The organism is Streptomyces sp. NPDC101219 (assembly GCF_044767675.1).
Classification (GTDB): domain Bacteria; phylum Actinomycetota; class Actinomycetes; order Streptomycetales; family Streptomycetaceae; genus Streptomyces.
Genome location: NZ_JBIWOK010000007.1, coordinates 256755 through 274507, shown reverse-complemented (window position 1 = coordinate 274507; position 17753 = coordinate 256755). Strand labels below are relative to the sequence as shown.

Annotated in this window: 19 protein-coding genes and 7 tRNA genes; 10 read left to right on the top strand and 16 right to left on the bottom strand. The window is 73.3% G+C overall.

Annotated elements, in window-relative coordinates; genetic code table 11:
* Positions 1-47: 47 nt before the first annotated feature.
* From thrS to ACIRPP_RS16470, 3 genes are all read right to left on the bottom strand, one after another.
* The gene (gene thrS, locus ACIRPP_RS16480; RefSeq protein ID WP_403642762.1) at positions 48-2024 is read right to left on the bottom strand and encodes a threonine--tRNA ligase; all 1977 of its coding nucleotides are present in this window, start codon (positions 2022-2024) and stop codon (positions 48-50) included.
* Positions 2025-2117: 93 nt separating this feature from the next.
* Entirely contained in the window at positions 2118-3416 is a 1299-nt protein-coding gene (locus tag ACIRPP_RS16475) for a hypothetical protein (protein ID WP_403642759.1), read from the bottom strand.
* Positions 3413-3979, bottom strand: coding sequence for a DUF4365 domain-containing protein (locus ACIRPP_RS16470; RefSeq protein ID WP_403642757.1), 567 nt, complete (start codon positions 3977-3979; stop codon positions 3413-3415). The genes ACIRPP_RS16475 and ACIRPP_RS16470 overlap by 4 nt, the downstream gene beginning before the upstream one ends.
* A 169-nt stretch (positions 3980-4148) precedes the next feature.
* Between ACIRPP_RS16470 and ACIRPP_RS16465 the strand changes: the two genes are divergently transcribed.
* Positions 4149-4874, top strand: coding sequence for an exonuclease domain-containing protein (locus tag ACIRPP_RS16465; protein ID WP_403642755.1), 726 nt, complete (start codon positions 4149-4151; stop codon positions 4872-4874).
* 65 nt (positions 4875-4939) lie between these two features.
* Here ACIRPP_RS16465 and ACIRPP_RS16460 read toward each other — a convergent pair.
* From ACIRPP_RS16460 to ACIRPP_RS16445, 4 genes are all read right to left on the bottom strand, one after another.
* Positions 4940-5011, bottom strand: a tRNA-Val gene (locus tag ACIRPP_RS16460).
* Between the two features lie 39 nt (positions 5012-5050).
* Positions 5051-5500 carry an SRPBCC family protein gene (locus tag ACIRPP_RS16455; protein WP_403642752.1) on the bottom strand — a complete coding sequence of 150 codons (450 nt, stop codon included), beginning with the start codon at positions 5498-5500 and terminating at the stop codon, positions 5051-5053.
* A 431-nt stretch (positions 5501-5931) separates the two neighbouring features.
* Positions 5932-6003 (bottom strand) — tRNA-Val (locus tag ACIRPP_RS16450).
* 100 nt (positions 6004-6103) lie between these two features.
* Positions 6104-6565 carry a TIGR02611 family protein gene (locus ACIRPP_RS16445; protein ID WP_403642749.1) on the bottom strand — a complete coding sequence of 154 codons (462 nt, stop codon included), beginning with the start codon at positions 6563-6565 and terminating at the stop codon, positions 6104-6106.
* A gap of 191 nt (positions 6566-6756) precedes the next feature.
* Here ACIRPP_RS16445 and ACIRPP_RS16440 point away from each other — a divergent pair, with 191 nt between their 5' ends.
* Both ACIRPP_RS16440 and ACIRPP_RS16435 read left to right on the top strand, forming a co-directional pair.
* Positions 6757-7170 carry an SsgA family sporulation/cell division regulator gene (locus ACIRPP_RS16440; protein ID WP_004002642.1) on the top strand — a complete coding sequence of 138 codons (414 nt, stop codon included), beginning with the start codon at positions 6757-6759 and terminating at the stop codon, positions 7168-7170.
* Between the two features lie 349 nt (positions 7171-7519).
* Positions 7520-8080 (top strand): CGNR zinc finger domain-containing protein, encoded by a 561-nt coding sequence (locus ACIRPP_RS16435; RefSeq protein WP_164338926.1) that lies wholly within the window; start codon positions 7520-7522, stop codon positions 8078-8080.
* Positions 8081-8150: 70 nt separating this feature from the next.
* Here ACIRPP_RS16435 and ACIRPP_RS16430 read toward each other — a convergent pair whose 3' ends face one another.
* A complete protein-coding gene (locus ACIRPP_RS16430; RefSeq protein WP_164338920.1) occupies positions 8151-8324 on the bottom strand; it encodes a hypothetical protein in 174 nt (57 codons plus the stop codon).
* 167 nt (positions 8325-8491) lie between these two features.
* The gene (locus tag ACIRPP_RS16425) at positions 8492-8935 is read right to left on the bottom strand and encodes a hypothetical protein (protein ID WP_403642746.1); all 444 of its coding nucleotides are present in this window, start codon (positions 8933-8935) and stop codon (positions 8492-8494) included.
* 229 nt (positions 8936-9164) lie between these two features.
* Between ACIRPP_RS16425 and ACIRPP_RS16420 the strand changes: the two genes are divergently transcribed.
* Positions 9165-9686, top strand: a complete 522-nt coding sequence (locus tag ACIRPP_RS16420) for a DsbA family protein (protein ID WP_403642743.1) — start codon at positions 9165-9167, stop codon at positions 9684-9686.
* A 35-nt stretch (positions 9687-9721) separates the two neighbouring features.
* Here ACIRPP_RS16420 and ACIRPP_RS16415 read toward each other — a convergent pair whose 3' ends face one another.
* From ACIRPP_RS16415 to ACIRPP_RS16405, 3 genes are all read right to left on the bottom strand, one after another.
* Positions 9722-10546, bottom strand: a complete 825-nt coding sequence (locus tag ACIRPP_RS16415; RefSeq protein ID WP_403642740.1) for a GNAT family N-acetyltransferase — start codon at positions 10544-10546, stop codon at positions 9722-9724.
* Between the two features lie 64 nt (positions 10547-10610).
* Positions 10611-11432, bottom strand: a complete 822-nt coding sequence (locus ACIRPP_RS16410) for an aminotransferase class IV (RefSeq protein ID WP_403642737.1) — start codon at positions 11430-11432, stop codon at positions 10611-10613.
* The gene (locus ACIRPP_RS16405) at positions 11433-12482 is read right to left on the bottom strand and encodes a chorismate-binding protein (protein WP_403642735.1); all 1050 of its coding nucleotides are present in this window, start codon (positions 12480-12482) and stop codon (positions 11433-11435) included.
* Positions 12483-12659: 177 nt separating this feature from the next.
* On the opposite strand from ACIRPP_RS16405, the gene ACIRPP_RS16400 reads away from it, so the two are divergent.
* From ACIRPP_RS16400 to ACIRPP_RS16380, 5 genes are all read left to right on the top strand, one after another.
* Positions 12660-12732: transfer RNA gene (locus ACIRPP_RS16400), tRNA-Gly, on the top strand.
* A gap of 36 nt (positions 12733-12768) precedes the next feature.
* Positions 12769-12842: transfer RNA gene (locus ACIRPP_RS16395), tRNA-Cys, on the top strand.
* Position 12843: 1 nt separating this feature from the next.
* Positions 12844-12915, top strand: a tRNA-Val gene (locus tag ACIRPP_RS16390).
* Positions 12916-12934: 19 nt separating this feature from the next.
* Positions 12935-13006 (top strand) — tRNA-Val (locus ACIRPP_RS16385).
* A gap of 43 nt (positions 13007-13049) precedes the next feature.
* Positions 13050-13121, top strand: a tRNA-Val gene (locus ACIRPP_RS16380).
* Positions 13122-13189: 68 nt separating this feature from the next.
* On the opposite strand, the gene ACIRPP_RS16375 is transcribed toward ACIRPP_RS16380, so the two are convergent.
* From ACIRPP_RS16375 to ACIRPP_RS16365, 3 genes are all read right to left on the bottom strand, one after another.
* Positions 13190-13471 (bottom strand): zf-TFIIB domain-containing protein, encoded by a 282-nt coding sequence (locus tag ACIRPP_RS16375; RefSeq protein ID WP_403642732.1) that lies wholly within the window; start codon positions 13469-13471, stop codon positions 13190-13192.
* A gap of 80 nt (positions 13472-13551) precedes the next feature.
* Positions 13552-14514, bottom strand: a complete 963-nt coding sequence (locus tag ACIRPP_RS16370) for a phosphotransferase family protein (protein WP_403642729.1) — start codon at positions 14512-14514, stop codon at positions 13552-13554.
* 165 nt (positions 14515-14679) lie between these two features.
* Positions 14680-14889 (bottom strand): hypothetical protein, encoded by a 210-nt coding sequence (locus tag ACIRPP_RS16365; RefSeq protein WP_403642727.1) that lies wholly within the window; start codon positions 14887-14889, stop codon positions 14680-14682.
* 562 nt (positions 14890-15451) lie between these two features.
* Here ACIRPP_RS16365 and ACIRPP_RS16360 point away from each other — a divergent pair.
* Positions 15452-16885 (top strand): protein kinase, encoded by a 1434-nt coding sequence (locus tag ACIRPP_RS16360; protein WP_403642725.1) that lies wholly within the window; start codon positions 15452-15454, stop codon positions 16883-16885.
* Positions 16886-16932: 47 nt separating this feature from the next.
* Here the strand turns inward: ACIRPP_RS16360 and ACIRPP_RS16355 are convergent, their stop codons facing one another.
* The gene (locus ACIRPP_RS16355) at positions 16933-17751 is read right to left on the bottom strand and encodes a TrmH family RNA methyltransferase (RefSeq protein WP_403642722.1); all 819 of its coding nucleotides are present in this window, start codon (positions 17749-17751) and stop codon (positions 16933-16935) included.
* Positions 17752-17753 lie beyond the last annotated feature (2 nt).

Genomic DNA, 17753 nt, shown 5'->3' with positions numbered 1-17753 from the left:
CGGCACGGGCCCCCGGAACGCTTCCCGGGGGCCCGTGGCGTCGTGGATCAGACCTGCGCGCGCTCCTCGACGACGTTCACGATCTTCGCGATGGCCTCGTCGACGGGGATGCCGTTCTCCTGGGAGCCGTCGCGGTAGCGGAAGGAGACGGCCCCGTTGGCCATGTCCTCATCACCCGCGATGACCATGAACGGCACCTTCTGCTTCTGGGCGTTGCGGATCTTCTTCTGCATGCGGTCGGAGGAGGAGTCCACCTCCACCCGCAGGCCCCGCTTCTTGGCCTGTGCCGCGAACTTCTCCAGGTACTCGACGTGGGCGTCGCCGATCGGGATGCCGATCGCCTGCACCGGCGCCAGCCAGGCCGGGAAAGCGCCCGCGTAGTGCTCCAGGAGCACCGCGAAGAACCGCTCGATGGAGCCGAACAGCGCACGGTGGATCATGACCGGGCGGGTCTTGGAACCGTCGGCCGCCGTGTACTCCAGATCGAAGCGCTCCGGCAGGTTGAAGTCGAGCTGGATGGTCGACATCTGCCAGGTGCGGCCGATGGCGTCCTTGGCCTGGACGGAGATCTTCGGGCCGTAGAAGGCGGCGCCGCCCGGGTCGGCCACGAGTTCCAGGTTCTGCTTCTCGGCGACCTGGCGCAGCGTCTCGGTGGCCTCCTCCCACGCCTCGTCGGTGCCGACGAACTTCTCCGGGTCCTTGGTGGACAGCTCCAGGTAGAAGTCGTTCAGGCCGTAGTCGCGCAGCAGGTTCAGGACGAAGGTGAGGGTCTTGTCGAGCTCCTCCGACATCTGCTCGCGGGTGCAGTAGATGTGCGCGTCGTCCTGGGTGAAGCCGCGGGCGCGGGTCAGGCCGTGCACGACGCCCGACTTCTCGTACCGGTACACGGTCCCGAACTCGAACAGGCGCAGCGGCAGTTCACGGTAGGAACGCCCGCGTGCGTCGAAGATCAGGTTGTGCATCGGGCAGTTCATGGGCTTGAGGTAGTAGTCCACGCCCTCGTCGAGCTGCATGGGCGGGTACATGCCGTCGGCGTACCAGTCCAGGTGGCCCGAGGTCTCGAAGAGCTTCCCCTTGGTGGCGTGCGGGGTGTAGACGAACTCGTAGCCCTCCTCCTCGTGCCTGCGCCGCGAGTAGTCCTCCATGACCCGGCGGACGATGCCGCCCCTGGGGTGGAAGACGGCGAGGCCGGAGCCGATCTGCTCCGGGACGGAGAACAGGTCCAGCTCGCTGCCCAGCTTGCGGTGGTCGCGCTTCTCGGCCTCGGCGAGGAACTCCAGGTGCGCCTTGAGCTCGTCCTTGGTCGGCCAGGCGGTGCCGTAGATGCGCTGGAGCTGCTTGTTCTTCTCGCTGCCGCGCCAGTACGCGGAGGCGTTCCGCATCAGCTTGAACGCCGGGATGTTCCGGGTGGTGGGCAGGTGGGGACCGCGGCAGAGGTCCTTCCAGCACAGCTCGCCGGTCTTGGCGTCGAGGTTGTCGTAGATCGTCAGCTCGCCCGCGCCGACCTCTACGTCGGCGCCGTCGTCGTGCGAGGCGGCGCCCTTGAGGCCGATCAGCTCCAGCTTGTACGGCTCGCCGGCGAGTTCCTCGCGGGCCTCGTCGTCGGTGACGACGCGGCGGGAGAAGCGCTGGCCGCGCTTCTGGATCTCCTGCATCTTCTTCTCGATGGCCTTGAGGTCATCGGGGTGGAAGGGCCGGTCCACGTCGAAGTCGTAGTAGAAGCCGTCCTTGACCGGCGGGCCGATGCCCAGCTTGGCCTCAGGGAACAGTTCCTGCACGGCCTGGGCCATGACGTGGGCGGTGGAGTGGCGGAGGATGTTCAGGCCGTCCTCGGAGGAGATCTCGACCGCCTCGACGGTCTCGCCGTCCGCCACCTCGCAGGAGAGGTCCCTGAGCTCGCCGGAGATCCGGGCGGCGATGACCGAGCGCTCGCCGGCGAAGAGTTCGGCGGCCGTAGTGCCCGTCGTCACCACGCGTTCTTCCCGCTCGGAATCGCGTTGGATGATCACACGGACGTCTGACACCGGTCTCTCCTGACTGAAGGCTGTGGCCGCGGCGCCGTACCGGAGCGCACGCATGGGTGCGATCGTACCGACCCGACGGGGCCCTCTGCGAAATCATTCCTCGCGGACGGTGCCCGGCCGGGCGGCGTCGCGGCCCTCGCGGCGGCCGGTGCGCGGTCCGTCGCCCGGGGGGCAGGGGGCCTCGCTGAAGCCGGCCGCCGCCCCGGTGCGCTCCTGGAGGGCCTTCATGAGCCGGTCGCGTTCGGCCTCCTCGACCTCCAGGGGCTCGACCTCCTCGACCCCGGTCAGGCGGCGGAACCCGCCCCGGCTCTCCAGCCGGCCGCGGATTCGGACGGGCAGTCCTGCGAGGTGGGCCTGCCCGGCGGTGCGGTAGTCCGCCTCGCCGAGGGTGAGCCGTACGGAGCCGAGTTCCGCGCCGGCGAGGACGCGCAGGCGTACGGTGCCGCCGCCGCGCGGCCCGGGCCGGTGCATGCGGACCACGGCCCCGGTGATGCGTACGGGTACGGAGGGTTCGGCGTGCCGGTAGCGGGCCCCGGCCTCGCGCAGGGCGGGCAGGTCCCCGGGGGAGAACTCGACGGGTTCCGCGCCGGCCGCGCAGCCGTCGGGCGGTCCGGCCGCGGGGGCCCAGGCGACGGCGATGCGGGCGCCCTCGGTGCCCTGGACGAGCGTGACGAGCGCCTCGGTGAGGTCGTGGCTCACGCCGGCGGCGACGGCGGTGTCGAAGGCGTCCGGGGAGCCGGTGGCCCTGCGGTAGTCGATGGCCTCGCGGGCCGCGTGCAGGGCGTGGTGGAGGCGTACGGCGAGGGTGCGGCCGGTGCTGACGGGAACGAAGGCGGTGAGGCGGCGGCCGCCGGGCGCGGGGGCGACGAGGACGTCGTCGAGGGCGGCGGTGGCCGGGCGGCGGTGGCGGGCGCCGTGGTAGCCGGCCCGGGCGCGGGTGGCGAGGGCGGCGGCGAGGAGGGTGCGGCGGGCGGCGGCGCGCAGGTCTTCCTCGGTGGTCCAGGCGGTGGCGCCGCCGGGTGCGGCGGGGGCGTCGCGCCACCAGCGGATCTCGTCGCTGGGCACGGCGAGGGAGACGAGGATCTCGCGGGCGGTGGGGGTGGCGGCGCGGGCGAGGGCGGTGAGGGCCTCGGCGAGCAGGTCGTCGCTGTCGGGGAAGGCGCGGCTGTCGGGGATCAGCAGGCTGGTCGCGGCGTCGGCGGGGCCGGGCGGGGTCCACCGGCCGTAGCGTCCGGGGGCGCCGCCGCGGCGCTGCCAGCCGTGGCGGTGCAGCAGGGCGGCGAGGACGGCGGGGTCGGTGTCGGCGGGGGCGGGCGGGCGGCCGTGCCAGGCGGCTTCGGCGGGGTGGGGGCGGACGGGGTGCTGGGGTTCGCCCGTGGGGCGGTTGGTCATGGTGTGCCTCCGGTCCCGACGCGCGTCATGATCTCGCACAGCGCGCGGTCGTCGAAGACGCGGCTGGTGGGGATGCGCACGGTGGTGCGGCCGCGGCCGGTGACGGGGTGGCCGGCGAGGTTGGTCCAGTAGCAGCAGTGCCTGAGTTCGAGCCGGTCGTGGCCGGCGCGCAGCCAGTCGTCCGGGAAGCGCGGGACGAGCATGACGACGAGGATCTTGTGCACGGTGACGGGGGTGCGGGCCAGCTTGGCGAGGTGCGCGTTGTCCAGCGTGAAGGCGAAGGAGCGGCCGGGCGGGCGGGGCGGGACCTGGTAGGTCGCCTTGAGCTGGACCTTGATGGTGACCTCGTCGTCGACGGTGTGGCCTGGGGCGGTGTGGCTGACGTGCCAGTCGATGCCGTTGTCGGGGAAGGGCTGGGACAGGGAGCAGCCCGCGGCCGCGGCGACGGCGTGCAGGTAGGCGACCTGCAGGGTCTCCATGCAGGCGGTGGTGGCGAGGGAGCCGCGGGAGGGGGCCGTGCGCCCGGGCAGCAGCCCGCCCCGTTCGGGCTGCGCTATGGCCATGGCCAACAGCCTTCCAGAACAAGTGTTTCCCCGTGTCGGGTCGCTGAACTGCAAAGACCCGTACTCCTGTTGTCTCCTTCCGGCGTACGGCGCAAACGGGGCGGGTATCACCCGGTCGTGGCAGCGGACGGTGCGTCAACTGCCGAGGGTGATCGAGGGGTTGTTGGGTATGGCGTGCTGGTACGAGGGGCCGTTGGCCGCATTCGACACGGAGACGACGGGCGTGGACGTCGAGACCGACCGGATCGTGTCGGCCGCCGTCGTCATCCAGGAGGCGCCGGGCAGCCGTCCGCGGGTCAACCGGTGGCTGGTGAACCCGGGGGTTCCGGTGCCGGCCGCGGCGACGGAGGTGCACGGTCTGACGGACGAGCAGGTGCAGCGCAACGGGCGGTGGCCGGCTCCGGTGATGTACGAGATAGCGGAGGTGCTGGCGGAGCAGGCCCGGGTGGGCCGGCCGCTGGTGGTGATGAACGCGCCGTTCGATCTGACGCTGCTGGACCGGGAGTTGCGCCGTCACCGGGCGTCGTCGCTGGGCCGCTGGTTCGACCGGAATCCGCTGCTGGTGCTGGATCCGCGGGTGCTGGACAAGCATCTGGACCGGTACCGCAAGGGCCGCCGGACACTGGCGGACCTGTGCGCGCTCTACGGGGTGCCGCTGGAGGCGGCGCACGACGCGGCGGCGGACGCGGTGGCGGCGCTGGAGGTGACGCGGGCGGTGGGGCGGCGCTTCGCCACGCGGCTGGAGCGGCTCTCGCCGGGCGAGCTGCACACCCTGCAGGCGGTGTGGCACGCGGCGCAGGCGCGGGGGCTGGAGACGTGGTTCGCGCGCAACGGTTCGCGGGAGGCGGTGGACCCGGCCTGGCCACTCCGTCCGGATCTGCCGGCGGCCGCGTAGGGCGCCGCGGAGCGGTGTCCACAGACGACGAAGCCGGTCCGTCGGGGACGGACCGGCTTTCCCGGTGGGCGATACTGGGTTCGAACCAGTGACCTCTTCGGTGTGAACGAAGCGCTCTCCCACTGAGCTAATCGCCCGGGAACGGACTGAACAATACAGGTCCCGGGACGCTTCCTTCAAACCGCTTCGAGGTGGGCGGCCAGGGCGTGCCGCCCCGCGCGCATCATGACGGTGTGGTTGGCGCGGAACAGACAGCGCGCGGGCACGGCGAGGCGGCGCAGCAGCGGCTTGCGGACCTCGGCCTCCTGCTCGTAGCGGGCGAGGCAGCCGCCGCCCTCGGCGGGGGTGACGGTCCAGCGGGCGCGGCCGTCGATGTCCCCGGTGAGCGTCACCTCCAGGATCCCGGCCGCGGGGTCGCGCCGCTCCTCGCGCAGGACCACGACGAGGTCGTAGGGGAGGACGGAGCGGATGCGGGCGGTGCCGGCAGTGTCGTCGATCCGGGTGACCTCGCGGACCTGGGGCCACCAGCGGGGGTAGTCCTCGATGCGTTCCAGGGCGCGGTAGACGACGGGGGCGGGGGCGGTCAGGGTCCACCGGCTGCGGAACCGGTAGTGGTTGACGTCCATGGGCGTCAGTGTGCCGGGCCGGGGCGCCTGAGCCCGGTGTGCGGCGCGCCGGGCCGAAGTCGCCGGGTGTGCCGGGCCGTTCACGGCGGCTGGGTGCCGCCTCCGGGGTGTGCGGGGCATTGTGCGGGTGCGGGTGCGGTTACGGAGAAATGCGCGTCGGTATTCCGGAAGGGGTGCGGCGGATTCCCGCCGGATAGCGGAGTGTTGGCTTCTTCCGATACTCACCGGATGGCCGGAAGGCGGTGTTCGGCGTGGCCTTCGCATACCGCTCGGGCGATAACGCGGCCGCTCTGCGGGTGTGGCGGGACGGGTGGCGTGCGGCGGCGGAAAGTAACGGGCCGTCACCGAGGGGGGCCGGTGGTGCGGCGGACGCCGCGGGGGAAAGGGAGCGGCCCGGCCCACTGATCGTGGGCCGGGCCGCTGTGATCCGGTGGGCGATACTGGGTTCGAACCAGTGACCTCTTCGGTGTGAACGAAGCGCTCTCCCACTGAGCTAATCGCCCGGACGCAGGAAGAAGATTACCCCATGTCAGGGGGTGCTCATGACCAGCGGCCGACGGACCGCCGCACCCCCGCCCGCGGCGGCGCGGCCCGCGCCCCGGATCACTGGTCCGTGATCTTCCAGGGCATCTGCAGGCCGAACTTCCACAGGTAGACACCGGCCAGCGCGCCCGCGATCACCAGGCCGACCGAGGTCAGGATGATGTTGCGGCGGCGCACCTTGGGATCCAGGGCCCGCTGGGCGGCCTCGGTGACCTTGCGCTTGGTCCAGCGGAGCACCAGCTGCGCCCAGGCGAACTCGGTTCCCCAGATCGCCAGGCCGGCGAAGATCACGACCCAGCCGGGGCCCGGCAGGACCAGCATCGCGGCCCCCGCCGCCACGACCGCGAGACCGACGACGAAGACGCCGACCTGCCAGCTGACGTGGAGGGCCCGGCGCGCTTTGATGAAGGCGGGCGCCCGGGAGCCGAGCGCCCGCTCCTGTGGCTCCTCGTCCGCCTCCGCCCGGCCCGCCCGGTCAGCTGTCATGGTCGCCTCGCCGGCCTTGTCACTCCCCGTGTTCATACGCCCAAACCCTACCGGAGCGATTCGCCTCACCGGAATGGGCGCAGCGGGCGATCGATCTCTCGGCCGGAAGAGTTACGTAAACGCACGCAAAACACGCAGAGGGGTTTACAACGGCACCGTAGGTGGCATGTCGATTTCGCCGACGTGCGAATCCCCGAGCGCACACTGAGCGAAAGGCCCTGGCGCTTATGAACACCACGGTCAGCTGCGAGCTGCACCTGCGCCTCGTTGTGTCGAGCGAGTCCTCCCTGCCTGTCCCCGCAGGCCTGCGGTACGACACGGCCGACCCCTACGCCGTGCACGCCACCTTCCACACCGGAGCCGAGGAGACCGTCGAGTGGGTGTTCGCCCGCGACCTCCTCGCCGAGGGACTTCACCGCCCCACGGGCACCGGCGACGTCCGCGTCTGGCCGTCGCGCAGTCATGGTCAGGGCGTCGTCTGCATCGCTCTCAGCTCCCCGGAGGGCGAGGCGCTGCTCGAGGCCCCGGCGCGGGCCCTGGAGTCCTTCCTGAAGCGCACCGACGCCGCCGTGCCGCCCGGCACGGAACACCGGCACTTCGACCTCGATCAGGAGCTCTCGCACATCCTGGCGGAAAGCTAGGCGAGACCCCCACAAGCAGCCCGGCGCCGTCGACTCGGGGTGACGGCTCGGGCCAGAACGACCGTGCACGGCACGCGACGGCGCCGGTACCGCGGGATTCCGCGGTACCGGCGCCGTCGCGTCGTGCTGCCCGGACCCGGCGGCCGACGTGCGCGGGCCCGCGCGCGGGTCGCGGCCCGGATCGTGCACGGACGGTGACCCTGGGTCGCGGGGCGGGAACACGCGGGCGTTCCCGGACGTTGTCCTCGAAACCATGTGCGGGCCGACGGCGGCCCTCCGCCCGCCGGAGCCACTACCATCGGCCAGCAATCGGCGGGCACCCGCCCGTCCCCAGGCCAGGGAGCGAATCGTGCTGATCACCCACGACACCCGGTGTGCGCTGGACACCGTGGTGGATCTGGTGAACTCCGCGCCGGAGGACGACTCGGCGCCGGACGGACTGCCGGACGTCGCGGCTCTCGAGGTGTTCGTACGGGAACACGCGGTCAGTGAGGTCGGGGTGCTCACGGACTTCGACCTGTCGGCGGTGCGCAGGCTGCGTTCCCGTTTCGCGGCCGTCTTCGCCGCGCCCGACGCCCGCACGGCGGCGGGTCTGATCAACGAGCTGATCGCCGCCGCGGGCACCACGCCCCGGCTGACCGACCACGACGGCTACGACTGGCACGTGCACTACTTCGCCCCGGGCGCCTCGGTCGCCGACCACCTGGCCGCCGACTGCGGCATGGCTCTCGCCTTCTTCGTGGTCGCCGGGGAGCAGGAGCGGCTGCGGCGCTGCGAGGCGCCCGACTGCCGGCACGCCTTCGTGGACCTCTCCCGCAACCGCTCGCGGCGCTACTGCGACAGCCGGACCTGCGGCAACCGGCTGCACGTGGCCGCGTACCGGGCGCGGCGCAAGGAGGCGGCGGGCTGACCGCCCGGCGACGGGATGCCGCCGTGCCGACGCGGTCCCGACGGGTGGCGCCGGGTACCGCGGGTACGGCTCACAGCCACAGCAGGTCGTGCAGGGCAGCCGTGAGCAGCAGACACCCGATCACCGCCAGGAAGATCATCAGCGGTGGCTGGGAAAGGGCGAAGAGGCATCCGCGCGGCTCGTCCTGCGGCGGCGCGGCATCGCTCTGTGTCGTGTCCAGCATCTCGCCGCGATGATGGCGCATCGGCCGCACCGAAGCGATCAACGCTCACCGGGTGAACGCGGGGCCTCCGATTACGTGATCAAAGCTTCGGGTTGTGATCACTTCCGGCCGCGACGCGTCCCCCTGTGACGTTTGGGCCCCTGTGACGTTTCGACGTCCCGGCCGGCGCGCGGCGGGTGGGGCGGGGCTCAGATGCCGTGCTTCTTGAGGATGGCCTCGATGTCGCTGAAGTCGTCGTCGCCGCCCTGCGAGGCCGGTGCGGGCCGCGTCTCCCGGCGGGGTCCCTGACCGAGGGAGGGCGCCGAGGCCGCCGGGGCGACCGCGTCCTCCTGCCGGGCGGCGGCCCGGGCCGCCCTGCGTTCCTTGCGGGTGCCGCCGCGGCGGCGCTCCACGGCGCGGGTCGTCACGAACATCACCCACGACAGGCCGAGCAGCCCGAAGCCCGCCCAGGCCGTGGGGCTGAAGGCGGTGTCGGCCAGCCACTCCACCACGCCGGTCATGACGAGGCCGATGGGCACCAGGGAGTAGGCGGCGATGCGGGTCGCGGCCAGGAAACGCTTGCGGTAGGCCGTGATCACCGCGATGCCCAGGCCGGCCGCGGACACGGCGGAGCAGACGGTCTCGGCAATCATCCGGTCCTCCAGGCTGGGGGGTGGTGCCGCTGTGGGCCCTTCGTCCCTTCCATCCTGCACCTATGGGGCCCCGCCGGGCCATGCCCGGGCCCGAGATCAGGGAGATCTCCGGGTCGTCTCCTCCGCAGGTGCCGGTGCGGGCGCGGCCCGCGGACGGGCCCGCAGGGGCGGGCGGGCAGGTGCCGGGGGCCGGTTGGGTGGTGCGGGGCGCGGCTGGAAGACTGTGACCATGAGTGACTCCTCCCCCCGCCCTGCCGTCCCCGTGCTCGACGTGTGGTGCGAGCTGCAGTGCCCGGACTGCCGCACGGCCCTGGACGACGTGCGCGCGCTGCGTGCCCGCTACGGCGACCGTCTCGAGGTACGACTGCGGCACTTCCCGCTGGAGAAGCACAAGCACTCCTTCGCCGCCGCGCAGGCCGCCGAGGAGGCGCTGGTCCAGGGCAGGGGCTGGGCGTATGCGGAGGCCGTGCTGGCGCGGGTCGGGGAGCTGGACCGCGCGGGCGAGTCCGTCCTGGTCGGGACGGCCCGGGAGCTGGGACTGGACGCCGAGGAGTTCGACACCGCCCTGATCGACGGGCGGCACATCCTGGTCGTGGACGCCGACCACGCCGAGGGCAAGGCGATCGGTGTGACGGGCACGCCGACCTACGTGGTCGGCGGGGAGCGGCTCGACGGCGGCAAGAGCCAGGAGGGTCTGCGCGAGCGGATCGAGGGGATCGTGGACCGGCTGCTCGCCGGACAGGAGGGCTGAGCCGGGCCCTGTGACCGGCCCGGCCCGCGTGCCGGTCACAGCAGCGGCTTGTACATCGCGTACTGCGTGGTCGTGTAGCCGAGGGAGTCGTAGAGCCGTTCGGCCGGGGTGTTGTCCGCGAACACGTTGAGGCCGATGCGGCGCCGGCCCGCGGCGATCGCCTGGGCCTCGGCCGTCAGCATGAGGGTGCGGCCGTGGCCCCGTCCGCGGTGGCGGGCGGAGGTCTCGACGTCGAAGACGTAGGCGCCCTGCCCGCGGACCGAGAGCCACAGGGTGCCCACCGGGGTGCCCTCGTGCTCCAGCACGCTGAACAGCATGCCCTCGCTGGTGCGCCCGTCGGGCAGCAGGACGGCGTGGTCGCGCTCCGACTTGGCCCGGGCCTCGGCGCCGGGCACGCCCCGCTCGCTCCAGCTGTGCGCGTAGTCGGTCTTGCCCTGCTCCAGGTAGGGCCCGAACTCGGCGTCGGTCATGGGACGGACCCGGCTGCCCTCGGGCAGGGCGGGCGGGGTGTCGCCCAGGTCCTTCTCCAAGTTCCGGTTGCGCACGACGTAGCCGAGCGCGGTGGCCAGACGCAGGCCCGCGGCGGAGCGGGCGGGGACCGACGCCTCGATACGCCGGCAGCCCCAGCCGCGCGCCACCTCCTCGGCGGCGAGCGCGGCGACGGTGCCCCGGCCCCGCCCGCGGTCCGCCTCCTGGATGCGCAGGGTCATGATCCGGGCCACGGCGTCACCGAAGACGGGGTCGGTGCCGATGTGGATCGCGCCGACGGGACGGCTGTTCACGCACACCTGGTAGTGGCGTGAGCGGGTGCCGTCGGCGTTCTGCTGAAGCGGCTCGGCCGGCCGCAGGGTGGTGGTCATCACGGGAGTTCTACCCGCTGCCGGCCCGTGGGTCAGCCGAATATGCGGGTGCGGTCGGACACGCTCACGGGTCGAGGTCGGCCGCCGCGTGCTCGTCGAAGATCCGCATGGCCTTGGCGGTCACCGGGCCGGGGGCGCCGGGCAGTTCGCGGTCGTCGACGCGGTGCACGGCCTGGACGTCGCGGAGGGTGGAGGTGAGGAAGATCTCCTCCGCCCGCTCCAGGACGTCGAACGGCAGGTCGGTCTCCCGGGCGCCGGTCCATTCGACGGCCAGGGCGCGGGTGATGCCGGCGAGGCAGCCCGACGCGACGGGCGGGGTGTGCAGTTCGCCGTCGAGGACGACGAACACGTTGGACCCGGTGCCTTCGCAGAGCTGTCCGACGGTGTTGGCGAACAGCGCCTCGGTGGCGCCCCGTTCGCGGGCGCGGGCGAGGGCGACGACGTTCTCGGCGTAGGAGGTGGTCTTCAGGCCGGTGAGCGCGCCGCGTTCGTTGCGGGTCCACGGGACGGTGACGGCGGCGGTCGTGTCGGGGCGACGGGCGGTCTCGCCGAGGGCGACGACGAGGGTGGTGCCGTGCTCCCCCCGGTCGGAGCCGAGGGGCCCGTGGCCGCCGGTGTAGGTGATGCGCAGCCGGCCGAGCGGCATCGGGTTGGCGTCGAGGACCGCGGCGCACGCGCGGCGCACCTCGTCGAGGTCGGGTTCGGGCAGGCCGAGCCCCCGGGCCGAGCGGGTCAGCCGGTCGAGATGGCGGGTGAGCGCGAACGGGCGCCCGTCCACGGCCTTCACCGTCTCGAAGATGCCGTCGCCCACGGTCAGCCCGTGGTCGAGGACGGAGACGCGGGCGGACTCGATGTCCTGCAGCCCGCCGTCGAGCCAGATCTTCACCTATCGCATCCCTTCACTCACCGCGTGGGTGCCCGACGCTACCGCGAGCAGCCGGGACGCCTTCAGTTCGGTCTCGCGCCACTCCCCCTCGGGGTCGGAGCCCCAGGTGATGCCGGCTCCGGTGCCGAAGCGCAGGACGGCGGCGCCGCCTGCGGCCCGGTCGATCCAGAAGGTGCGGATGCCGACGGCCAGCTCGGCGGTGCCGCGGTCGGCGTCGACCCAGCCGATGCCGCCGCAGTACGGCCCTCGGGGGGCGGGTTCCAGCGCGTCGATGATCCGCAGGGCACTCGACTTGGGTGCGCCGGTGACGGAGCCGGGCGGGAAGGCGGCGGCGAGCAGCTCGGGCCAGCCGGTCCCGGCCCGCAGGTCGCCTCGGACGGTGGACACCAGGTGCACGAGCCCCGGGTGTTTCTCGACGGCGCACAGGTCGGGCACGGTGACGGTGCCGGTGGCGCAGACCCGGCCGATGTCGTTGCGGACGAGGTCCACGATCATGACGTTCTCGGCGTAGTCCTTCTCCAGCAGGTCGGCCTCGGTGCGGCCGGTGCCCTTGATCGGGCCGGACTCGACGGTGCGCCCGTCGCGGCGGAGGAAGAGTTCCGGCGAGGCGGTGGCGATCTCCACGCCGTACGCGGGCAGGCGAATCGTTCCGGCGTAGGGGGCGGGATTGCCGCGTGCCAGCAGTGCGGTCAGCCGGTCCACGTCGGCGTCGGCGGGGACCGGCGCGGTCAGCACCCGGCAGAGGTTCGCCTGGTACACCTCGCCGGCCGCTATGCGGTCGCGGATCGCCCGTACACCCGCCGTGTACGCGGCGTGGTCCAGGGACGACGTCCAGTCACCGGGGGCGGGGCCGCGCCAGGCGTCCGGCACCGGGGCCGGGACCGGCTCCTCGCGCACGTCCCGGAAGCGTGCGCAGGTCAGACGGCCCTCGAAGTCCGCGCAGACGGCCCAGAAGCCCCGGGAGTCCAGCGCCGAGGGGTCGTCGGTGACGTCGAGGAGGCCGGTGGCCACCCGGGTGCCGAAGCGGGCGAGAGGCGGGAGGTCGTGCACCCGACGAGTGTAGGGCGGGGGCTGTCGCGGTGGCCTTGTCGAGTCCGTCACGGTGCGCTGACCTGGTACGTGAGCGGACGCAGCGCAGCACGCTGCACAAACGCGTTTTTGTGCTGGCCCCGGAATCCGCTAGAGTTCACCTCGTCGCCGGGACGCGCAAGCCGACCGAACCGACAGGCGGACGTAGCTCAGTTGGTAGAGCGCAACCTTGCCAAGGTTGAGGTCGCGAGTTCGAACCTCGTCGTCCGCTCGAAGGAAGAGGGGGATCCCGGTCCCCTACACTCCTGGTGGAGTGGCCGAGAGGCGAGGCAACGGCCTGCAAAGCCGTCTACACGGGTTCAAATCCCGTCTCCACCTCCAAGGACGATTAGCTCAGCGGGAGAGCGCTTCCCTGACACGGAAGAGGTCACTGGTTCAATCCCAGTATCGTCCACTGGATCTTCGGATCCCCCGCGCGATTAGCTCAGCGGGAGAGCGCTTCCCTGACACGGAAGAGGTCACTGGTTCAATCCCAGTATCGCGCACGCAGTGCCCACGACCGGCCACGGCCGGTGACCGTGGTCCCGAGGACGATTAGCTCAGCGGGAGAGCGCTTCCCTGACACGGAAGAGGTCACTGGTTCAATCCCAGTATCGTCCACACCCCACCGGAACCCCCGGCCGCCCAGCGGCCGGGGGTTTCTGCGTCTCCGGGGCCCGGGGGACGCGTCAGGACGAGAACAGCATGCGCCCGAAGCTCTTCTGGCGGCGGTGACCGTAGTGGGCGCCGTGCGGGGCGGCACCCCAGGCGGGCGGCTGCGGGGCGGCCGGGTACGCCTGCGGCGCGGCGGGCAGCGGCGGGGCGGGCTGCGCCCACTGGGCCTCCAGCCGGGTCAGCGACTCCAGTTCGCCGTAGTCCAGGAAGATCCCCCGGCACCCGCTGCACTGCTCGATCTGTACGCCGTTCCGGTTGTAGGTGTGCATCGGCGCGTGGCACTTCGGACACTGCATGACGGCTCCAACTCCTCGCTGATCGGTCCCGCTTCACTTGTCGCCAGGACAGACTCCGTCCGGCTCCGGTCGGTTGCACACTACGTCGTCCCGCCCGGCGCCAACTCCCCCTCGGCGGCTGCCGGGACGGTCGCGATCCGGGCACAGGCGTCGACGACGCACCGTTCCACCTCGTCCAGGGGACGGCCGTCGGCGGCGCACTTGACGATCATGCGGGCGGCGGTCTGCACGGTGAGGGCCCGGGCCGGGACGTCGAGCGCGGCCCAGGGGTCGCCGACGGCGGGGACGGCCGGGCCCCGGGCGGCCCGGTAGGCGTCGAGGAACCGCGCCCAGTCCCCCGGGCCGAGCAGGCCGCACGCGTACCAGGCCGCAGGGCGGGCGAGGTCCCAGGCGGGGGCGCCGAGCCCCACGTCGTCCACGTCGATCAGCCGCCACGGCCCGTGGCCCAGGCGGACGAGCTGGCCCAGGTGGAAGTCGCCGTGGCAGAGCGCGGCCGGGCCGGGCGCCGGGGCGTCGCCGCGGACCCAGCGGGGCAGGGCGGCCCAGGCGCGCAGCACCACGGAGGCGGCCGGGTGGCGCCCCAGCCCGCCGAGGCCGGCCACGGCGGCGGCCGCCTTGGCCGGGCCGCGCGCGGGAGGCACCGCGGCCGGGACGGGCGCCCGGTGCAGGCGGGCCAGGAGGGTGGCGGCGGCCTCCCAGGGGGCGGCGTCGGGATCGTCCGGGTCGACGGGGCTCGCGTACGGCCAGCGGGTCACCGGACGGCCGTGCAGCGCCACGGGCGCCGGGTCGAGCGGCGGGAGGAACACGCCGGGGAGCCGTGCGGCGAGGACGAGCCGGCGCGTCAGCCGGGCGGGGTCCTCGTCCGGGGCGTGCGCCTTGGCGACGATGCCGCCGTGGCGCACGACGAGACCGTCGGGGCGGTCGGCGAGCGTGGCCGCGGCGCAGGAGCAGGAGCCGTGCGGGGGGTGCGCGGGCGCTGCCGCTCGCGCGTGGCCGGCGAGTGCGGCGGTCAGGGGCCCGGGGCCGGCGGGGGCGGAGGTCACGAGGGCAGCATGCCAGGCCTGCCACGGCCGGTGTGCGGACAGGACAATGCCGGCGCAGCTCCCCAGCTGCGCCGGCATCCTGCCGTCCGCCGCACCCCCGTCCCCACGGGGTTTCATGGGCCGATGTCCCCGCCCGGACCGCTCTTCCGGGCCTGGGGCCGCTTCTCAGCGCCCCAGCATCTCGCCCACGGACGACGCCTGTGTGGCCACTGTCTCCCACCCGTCGAAGACGAGGAGGAGCAGGACCGCCAGGGGAAGGGCCATCAGCGTCGCCACCAGCGGGTGGCGGCGGCCCTCGCGGCGCGGCCGGGACGCGGCGGCGCCGGCCATCCGTTCCCGCGTGCGGACCAGGGTCCGCGGTGCCGTGTGGGCCATGATGGTCCCTCTCCTGAACCGTTTCTGTTGTCCTTGGCAGCGGCGGGCGTCCGACCTCGGGGGACGAGTGCTGCACCCGCCGCTGGACTCCAAATCTAGGAGCCGGGGGCCGCCCGGGCGTCATGCCCTCGTACCGAATGCCGGGCCTCCCGGAGGATGAGCCGCACCGCGCGGTGTACTCCCCTGGGTGGAGACGGGCCGGCGTGACTCAGGGAGATCCCCGAGGGGACGGAGCGTGACGTCGCTCACTTCTGCGGGCTTTGGGCCCGTGTCCGACCCGGCCCGGTACCCGGCAGGACCGGTCGGCGTGCGGTGCCCGGACGCCGTCCCGAGGGGTCTCCCGGGCGGTGCCGGGTGATCGGCTCCGGAGTGATCAATGTCCGTGCGGGATCGGCCGGTTGACGCCGTCCGGGGGCGCGTCCGGCCTGCGTGGGCGCTGCTGACCGGTTCTCAAATCCGGCGCGGGCCAGGGACAATCGGCCGCTCCGGGAGGGCGCGGCCTCTGCGCACCGGCGGGTGTGGAAACGTAAGCTGTGGCACGTCACAGGACCGGGCAGCGGGGATGAACATGGCGATGATGCGCCTGAGGCGCGAGGACCCGCGCGTCGTCGGCTCTTTCAGACTTCACCGACGGCTCGGCGCGGGCGGGATGGGCGTGGTCTACCTGGGCTCCGACAAGAGGGGGCAGCGGGTCGCGTTGAAGGTCATCCGGCCGGATCTGGCCGAGGACCAGGAGTTCCGCTCCCGGTTCGCGCGCGAGGTGTCGGCCGCCCGTCGTATCCGCGGCGGCTGCACGGCCCGGCTGGTGGCCGCCGACCTGGACGCGGACCGTCCGTGGTTCGCCACGCAGTACGTGCCCGGCCCGTCCCTGCACGACAAGGTGGCCGCGGAGGGCGCGCTGGGCGCGGCGGAGGTCGCGGCGATCGGCGCGGCGCTCTCGGAAGGCCTGGTCGCCGTCCACGAGGCCGGTGTGGTGCACCGGGACCTCAAGCCGTCCAACATCCTGCTGTCCCCGAAGGGGCCGCGGATCATCGACTTCGGCATCGCCTGGGCCACCGGCGCCTCGACGCTGACCCATGTGGGCACGGCGGTGGGCTCCCCCGGTTTCCTCGCCCCCGAACAGGTGCGGGGCGCGGCCGTCACGCCCGCCACGGACGTGTTCTCGCTCGGCGCCACGCTCGCGTACGCCTCGATGGGCGACTCGCCGTTCGGGCACGGGAGTTCGGAGGTGATGCTGTACCGCGTCGTGCACGAGGAGGCGCATCTGCAGGGGGTGCCGGACGCGCTCGCACCGCTCGTGCGGGCCTGTCTCGCGAAGGATCCCGAGGAGCGTCCCAGCACGCTGCAACTGTCGCTGCGGCTCAAGGAGATCGCGGCGCGCGAGGCGCAGGGTCTCGCCGACTTCCGTCCGCCGGCGCCGCGCGGCGCCGAGGTGGAGCGGACCGCGGGCCGGCCGGCCGACACCTACCCGGACCAGGAGCGGCGGCGCCCGTCCGGGCAGGGCCCCCGGAGCGAGGGGGCGGGTACGCCCGCGCCGCGCCCGGGTGCGGCCGACCGCGGCTCCGTTCCCTCCCGGGGCGGCTCCGGCGCCCGCCGCGGCGGCAGCGTGCCCGCCTCGCGCGGCGGTTCCGCGTCCCGAGGCGGCTCGCGCGGCGGTACGCCGTCGCGGTCCGGGTCCCGGGCGACGCCCGCCGGGCGCGGCACGCGGCCGGGTACGGGGGCGCGCCGTCCGGGGCAGCGGCCCACGGGGACCCGGCTGCGGCCGGCCAATCCCCGGCTGCTGCGCCAGCGGCTGTTCGTGTTCGTCGTGGTGACGCTGGTGGTGGCCCTCGGCATCGCCCTGGTGCAGGGCTGCCAGGCCCGCGCCCAGGGGCACGGCGGCGGCACCGGCGACGACGTGCGCACGCAGCAACGGGACGAGCGGTGGGAGCGGCCGCCGGGCGGCGCCCCGCCGCTGTCCGAGCGGCACGTGTCTGCGATGGAGCGCGGGGACTGACCGACTGCCCGGGTCCGGCGGGGAGTTGCGCCGTTGATCTATGGGTGTCAGGCCCCCGGGCGTCCCGTGGCGACGGCGTAGAAGGCGACCGCGGCGGCCGCGCCGACGTTGAGGGAGTCGACGCCGTGGGCCATCGGGATGCGCACCCACTCGTCGGCCGCGACGAGGGCCTGGGTGGACAGTCCGTCCCCTTCCGCGCCGAGCATGAGCGCCACCCGGTCCATCCGGTGCGGGGCGGCCTCGTCGAGGGGCCGGGCCTTCTCGTCCGGAGTGAGGGCGAGGAGGGTGAAGCCCGCCTCGCGGACCGATTCCAGGTTCTTGGGCCAGGAGTCCAGCCGGGCGTACGGCACGGAGAAGACCGCCCCCATGGAGACCTTGACGCTGCGGCGGTACAGGGGGTCGGCGCAGTCCGGGGAGAGCAGCACCGCGTCCATGCCGAGGGCGGCGGCCGAGCGGAAGATGGCGCCGATGTTGGTGTGGTCGTTCACGGACTCCATGACGACCACGCGGCGGGCCGTCCGCAGCAGGTCGGCCGCGGCGGGCAGGGGCTTGCGCTGCATGGAGGCGAGGGCGCCGCGGTGCACGTGGTAGCCGGTGACGCGTTCGGCCAGCTCGGGGGTGACGGCGTAGACGGGGGCGGGGAGTTCGTCGATGACGTCGCGCATGACGTCGACCCACTTGGCCGAGAGCAGCATGGACCGCATCTCGTACCCGGCGTCCTTGGCCCGGCGGATGACCTTCTCGCCCTCGGCGATGAAGAGTCCCTCGGCGGGTTCGCGCCTGCGGCGCAGTTCGACGTCGGTCAGGCCCGTGTAGTCGCGCAGGCGGGGGTCGTCGGGGTCCGAGACGGTGATGAGATCGGCCACGG

What these genes read in the sequence shown, in the direction of transcription:
- ACIRPP_RS16475 (WP_403642759.1), bottom strand. Translation starts at nt 3,416, where the DNA reads ATGACCAACCGCCCCACGGGCGAACCCCAGCACCCCGTCCGCCCCCAC.
- ACIRPP_RS16470 (WP_403642757.1), bottom strand. Translation starts at nt 3,979, where the DNA reads ATGGCCATAGCGCAGCCCGAACGGGGCGGGCTGCTGCCCGGGCGCACG.
- ACIRPP_RS16465 (WP_403642755.1), top strand. Translation starts at nt 4,149, where the DNA reads ATGGCGTGCTGGTACGAGGGGCCGTTGGCCGCATTCGACACGGAGACG.
- ACIRPP_RS16455 (WP_403642752.1), bottom strand. Translation starts at nt 5,500, where the DNA reads ATGGACGTCAACCACTACCGGTTCCGCAGCCGGTGGACCCTGACCGCC.
- ACIRPP_RS16445 (WP_403642749.1), bottom strand. Translation starts at nt 6,565, where the DNA reads ATGAACACGGGGAGTGACAAGGCCGGCGAGGCGACCATGACAGCTGAC.
- ACIRPP_RS16440 (WP_004002642.1), top strand. Translation starts at nt 6,757, where the DNA reads ATGAACACCACGGTCAGCTGCGAGCTGCACCTGCGCCTCGTTGTGTCG.
- ACIRPP_RS16430 (WP_164338920.1), bottom strand. Translation starts at nt 8,324, where the DNA reads ATGCGCCATCATCGCGGCGAGATGCTGGACACGACACAGAGCGATGCC.
- ACIRPP_RS16425 (WP_403642746.1), bottom strand. Translation starts at nt 8,935, where the DNA reads ATGATTGCCGAGACCGTCTGCTCCGCCGTGTCCGCGGCCGGCCTGGGC.
- ACIRPP_RS16420 (WP_403642743.1), top strand. Translation starts at nt 9,165, where the DNA reads ATGAGTGACTCCTCCCCCCGCCCTGCCGTCCCCGTGCTCGACGTGTGG.
- ACIRPP_RS16415 (WP_403642740.1), bottom strand. Translation starts at nt 10,546, where the DNA reads ATGACCACCACCCTGCGGCCGGCCGAGCCGCTTCAGCAGAACGCCGAC.
- ACIRPP_RS16375 (WP_403642732.1), bottom strand. Translation starts at nt 13,471, where the DNA reads ATGCAGTGTCCGAAGTGCCACGCGCCGATGCACACCTACAACCGGAAC.
- ACIRPP_RS16365 (WP_403642727.1), bottom strand. Translation starts at nt 14,889, where the DNA reads ATGGCCCACACGGCACCGCGGACCCTGGTCCGCACGCGGGAACGGATG.
- ACIRPP_RS16360 (WP_403642725.1), top strand. Translation starts at nt 15,452, where the DNA reads ATGAACATGGCGATGATGCGCCTGAGGCGCGAGGACCCGCGCGTCGTC.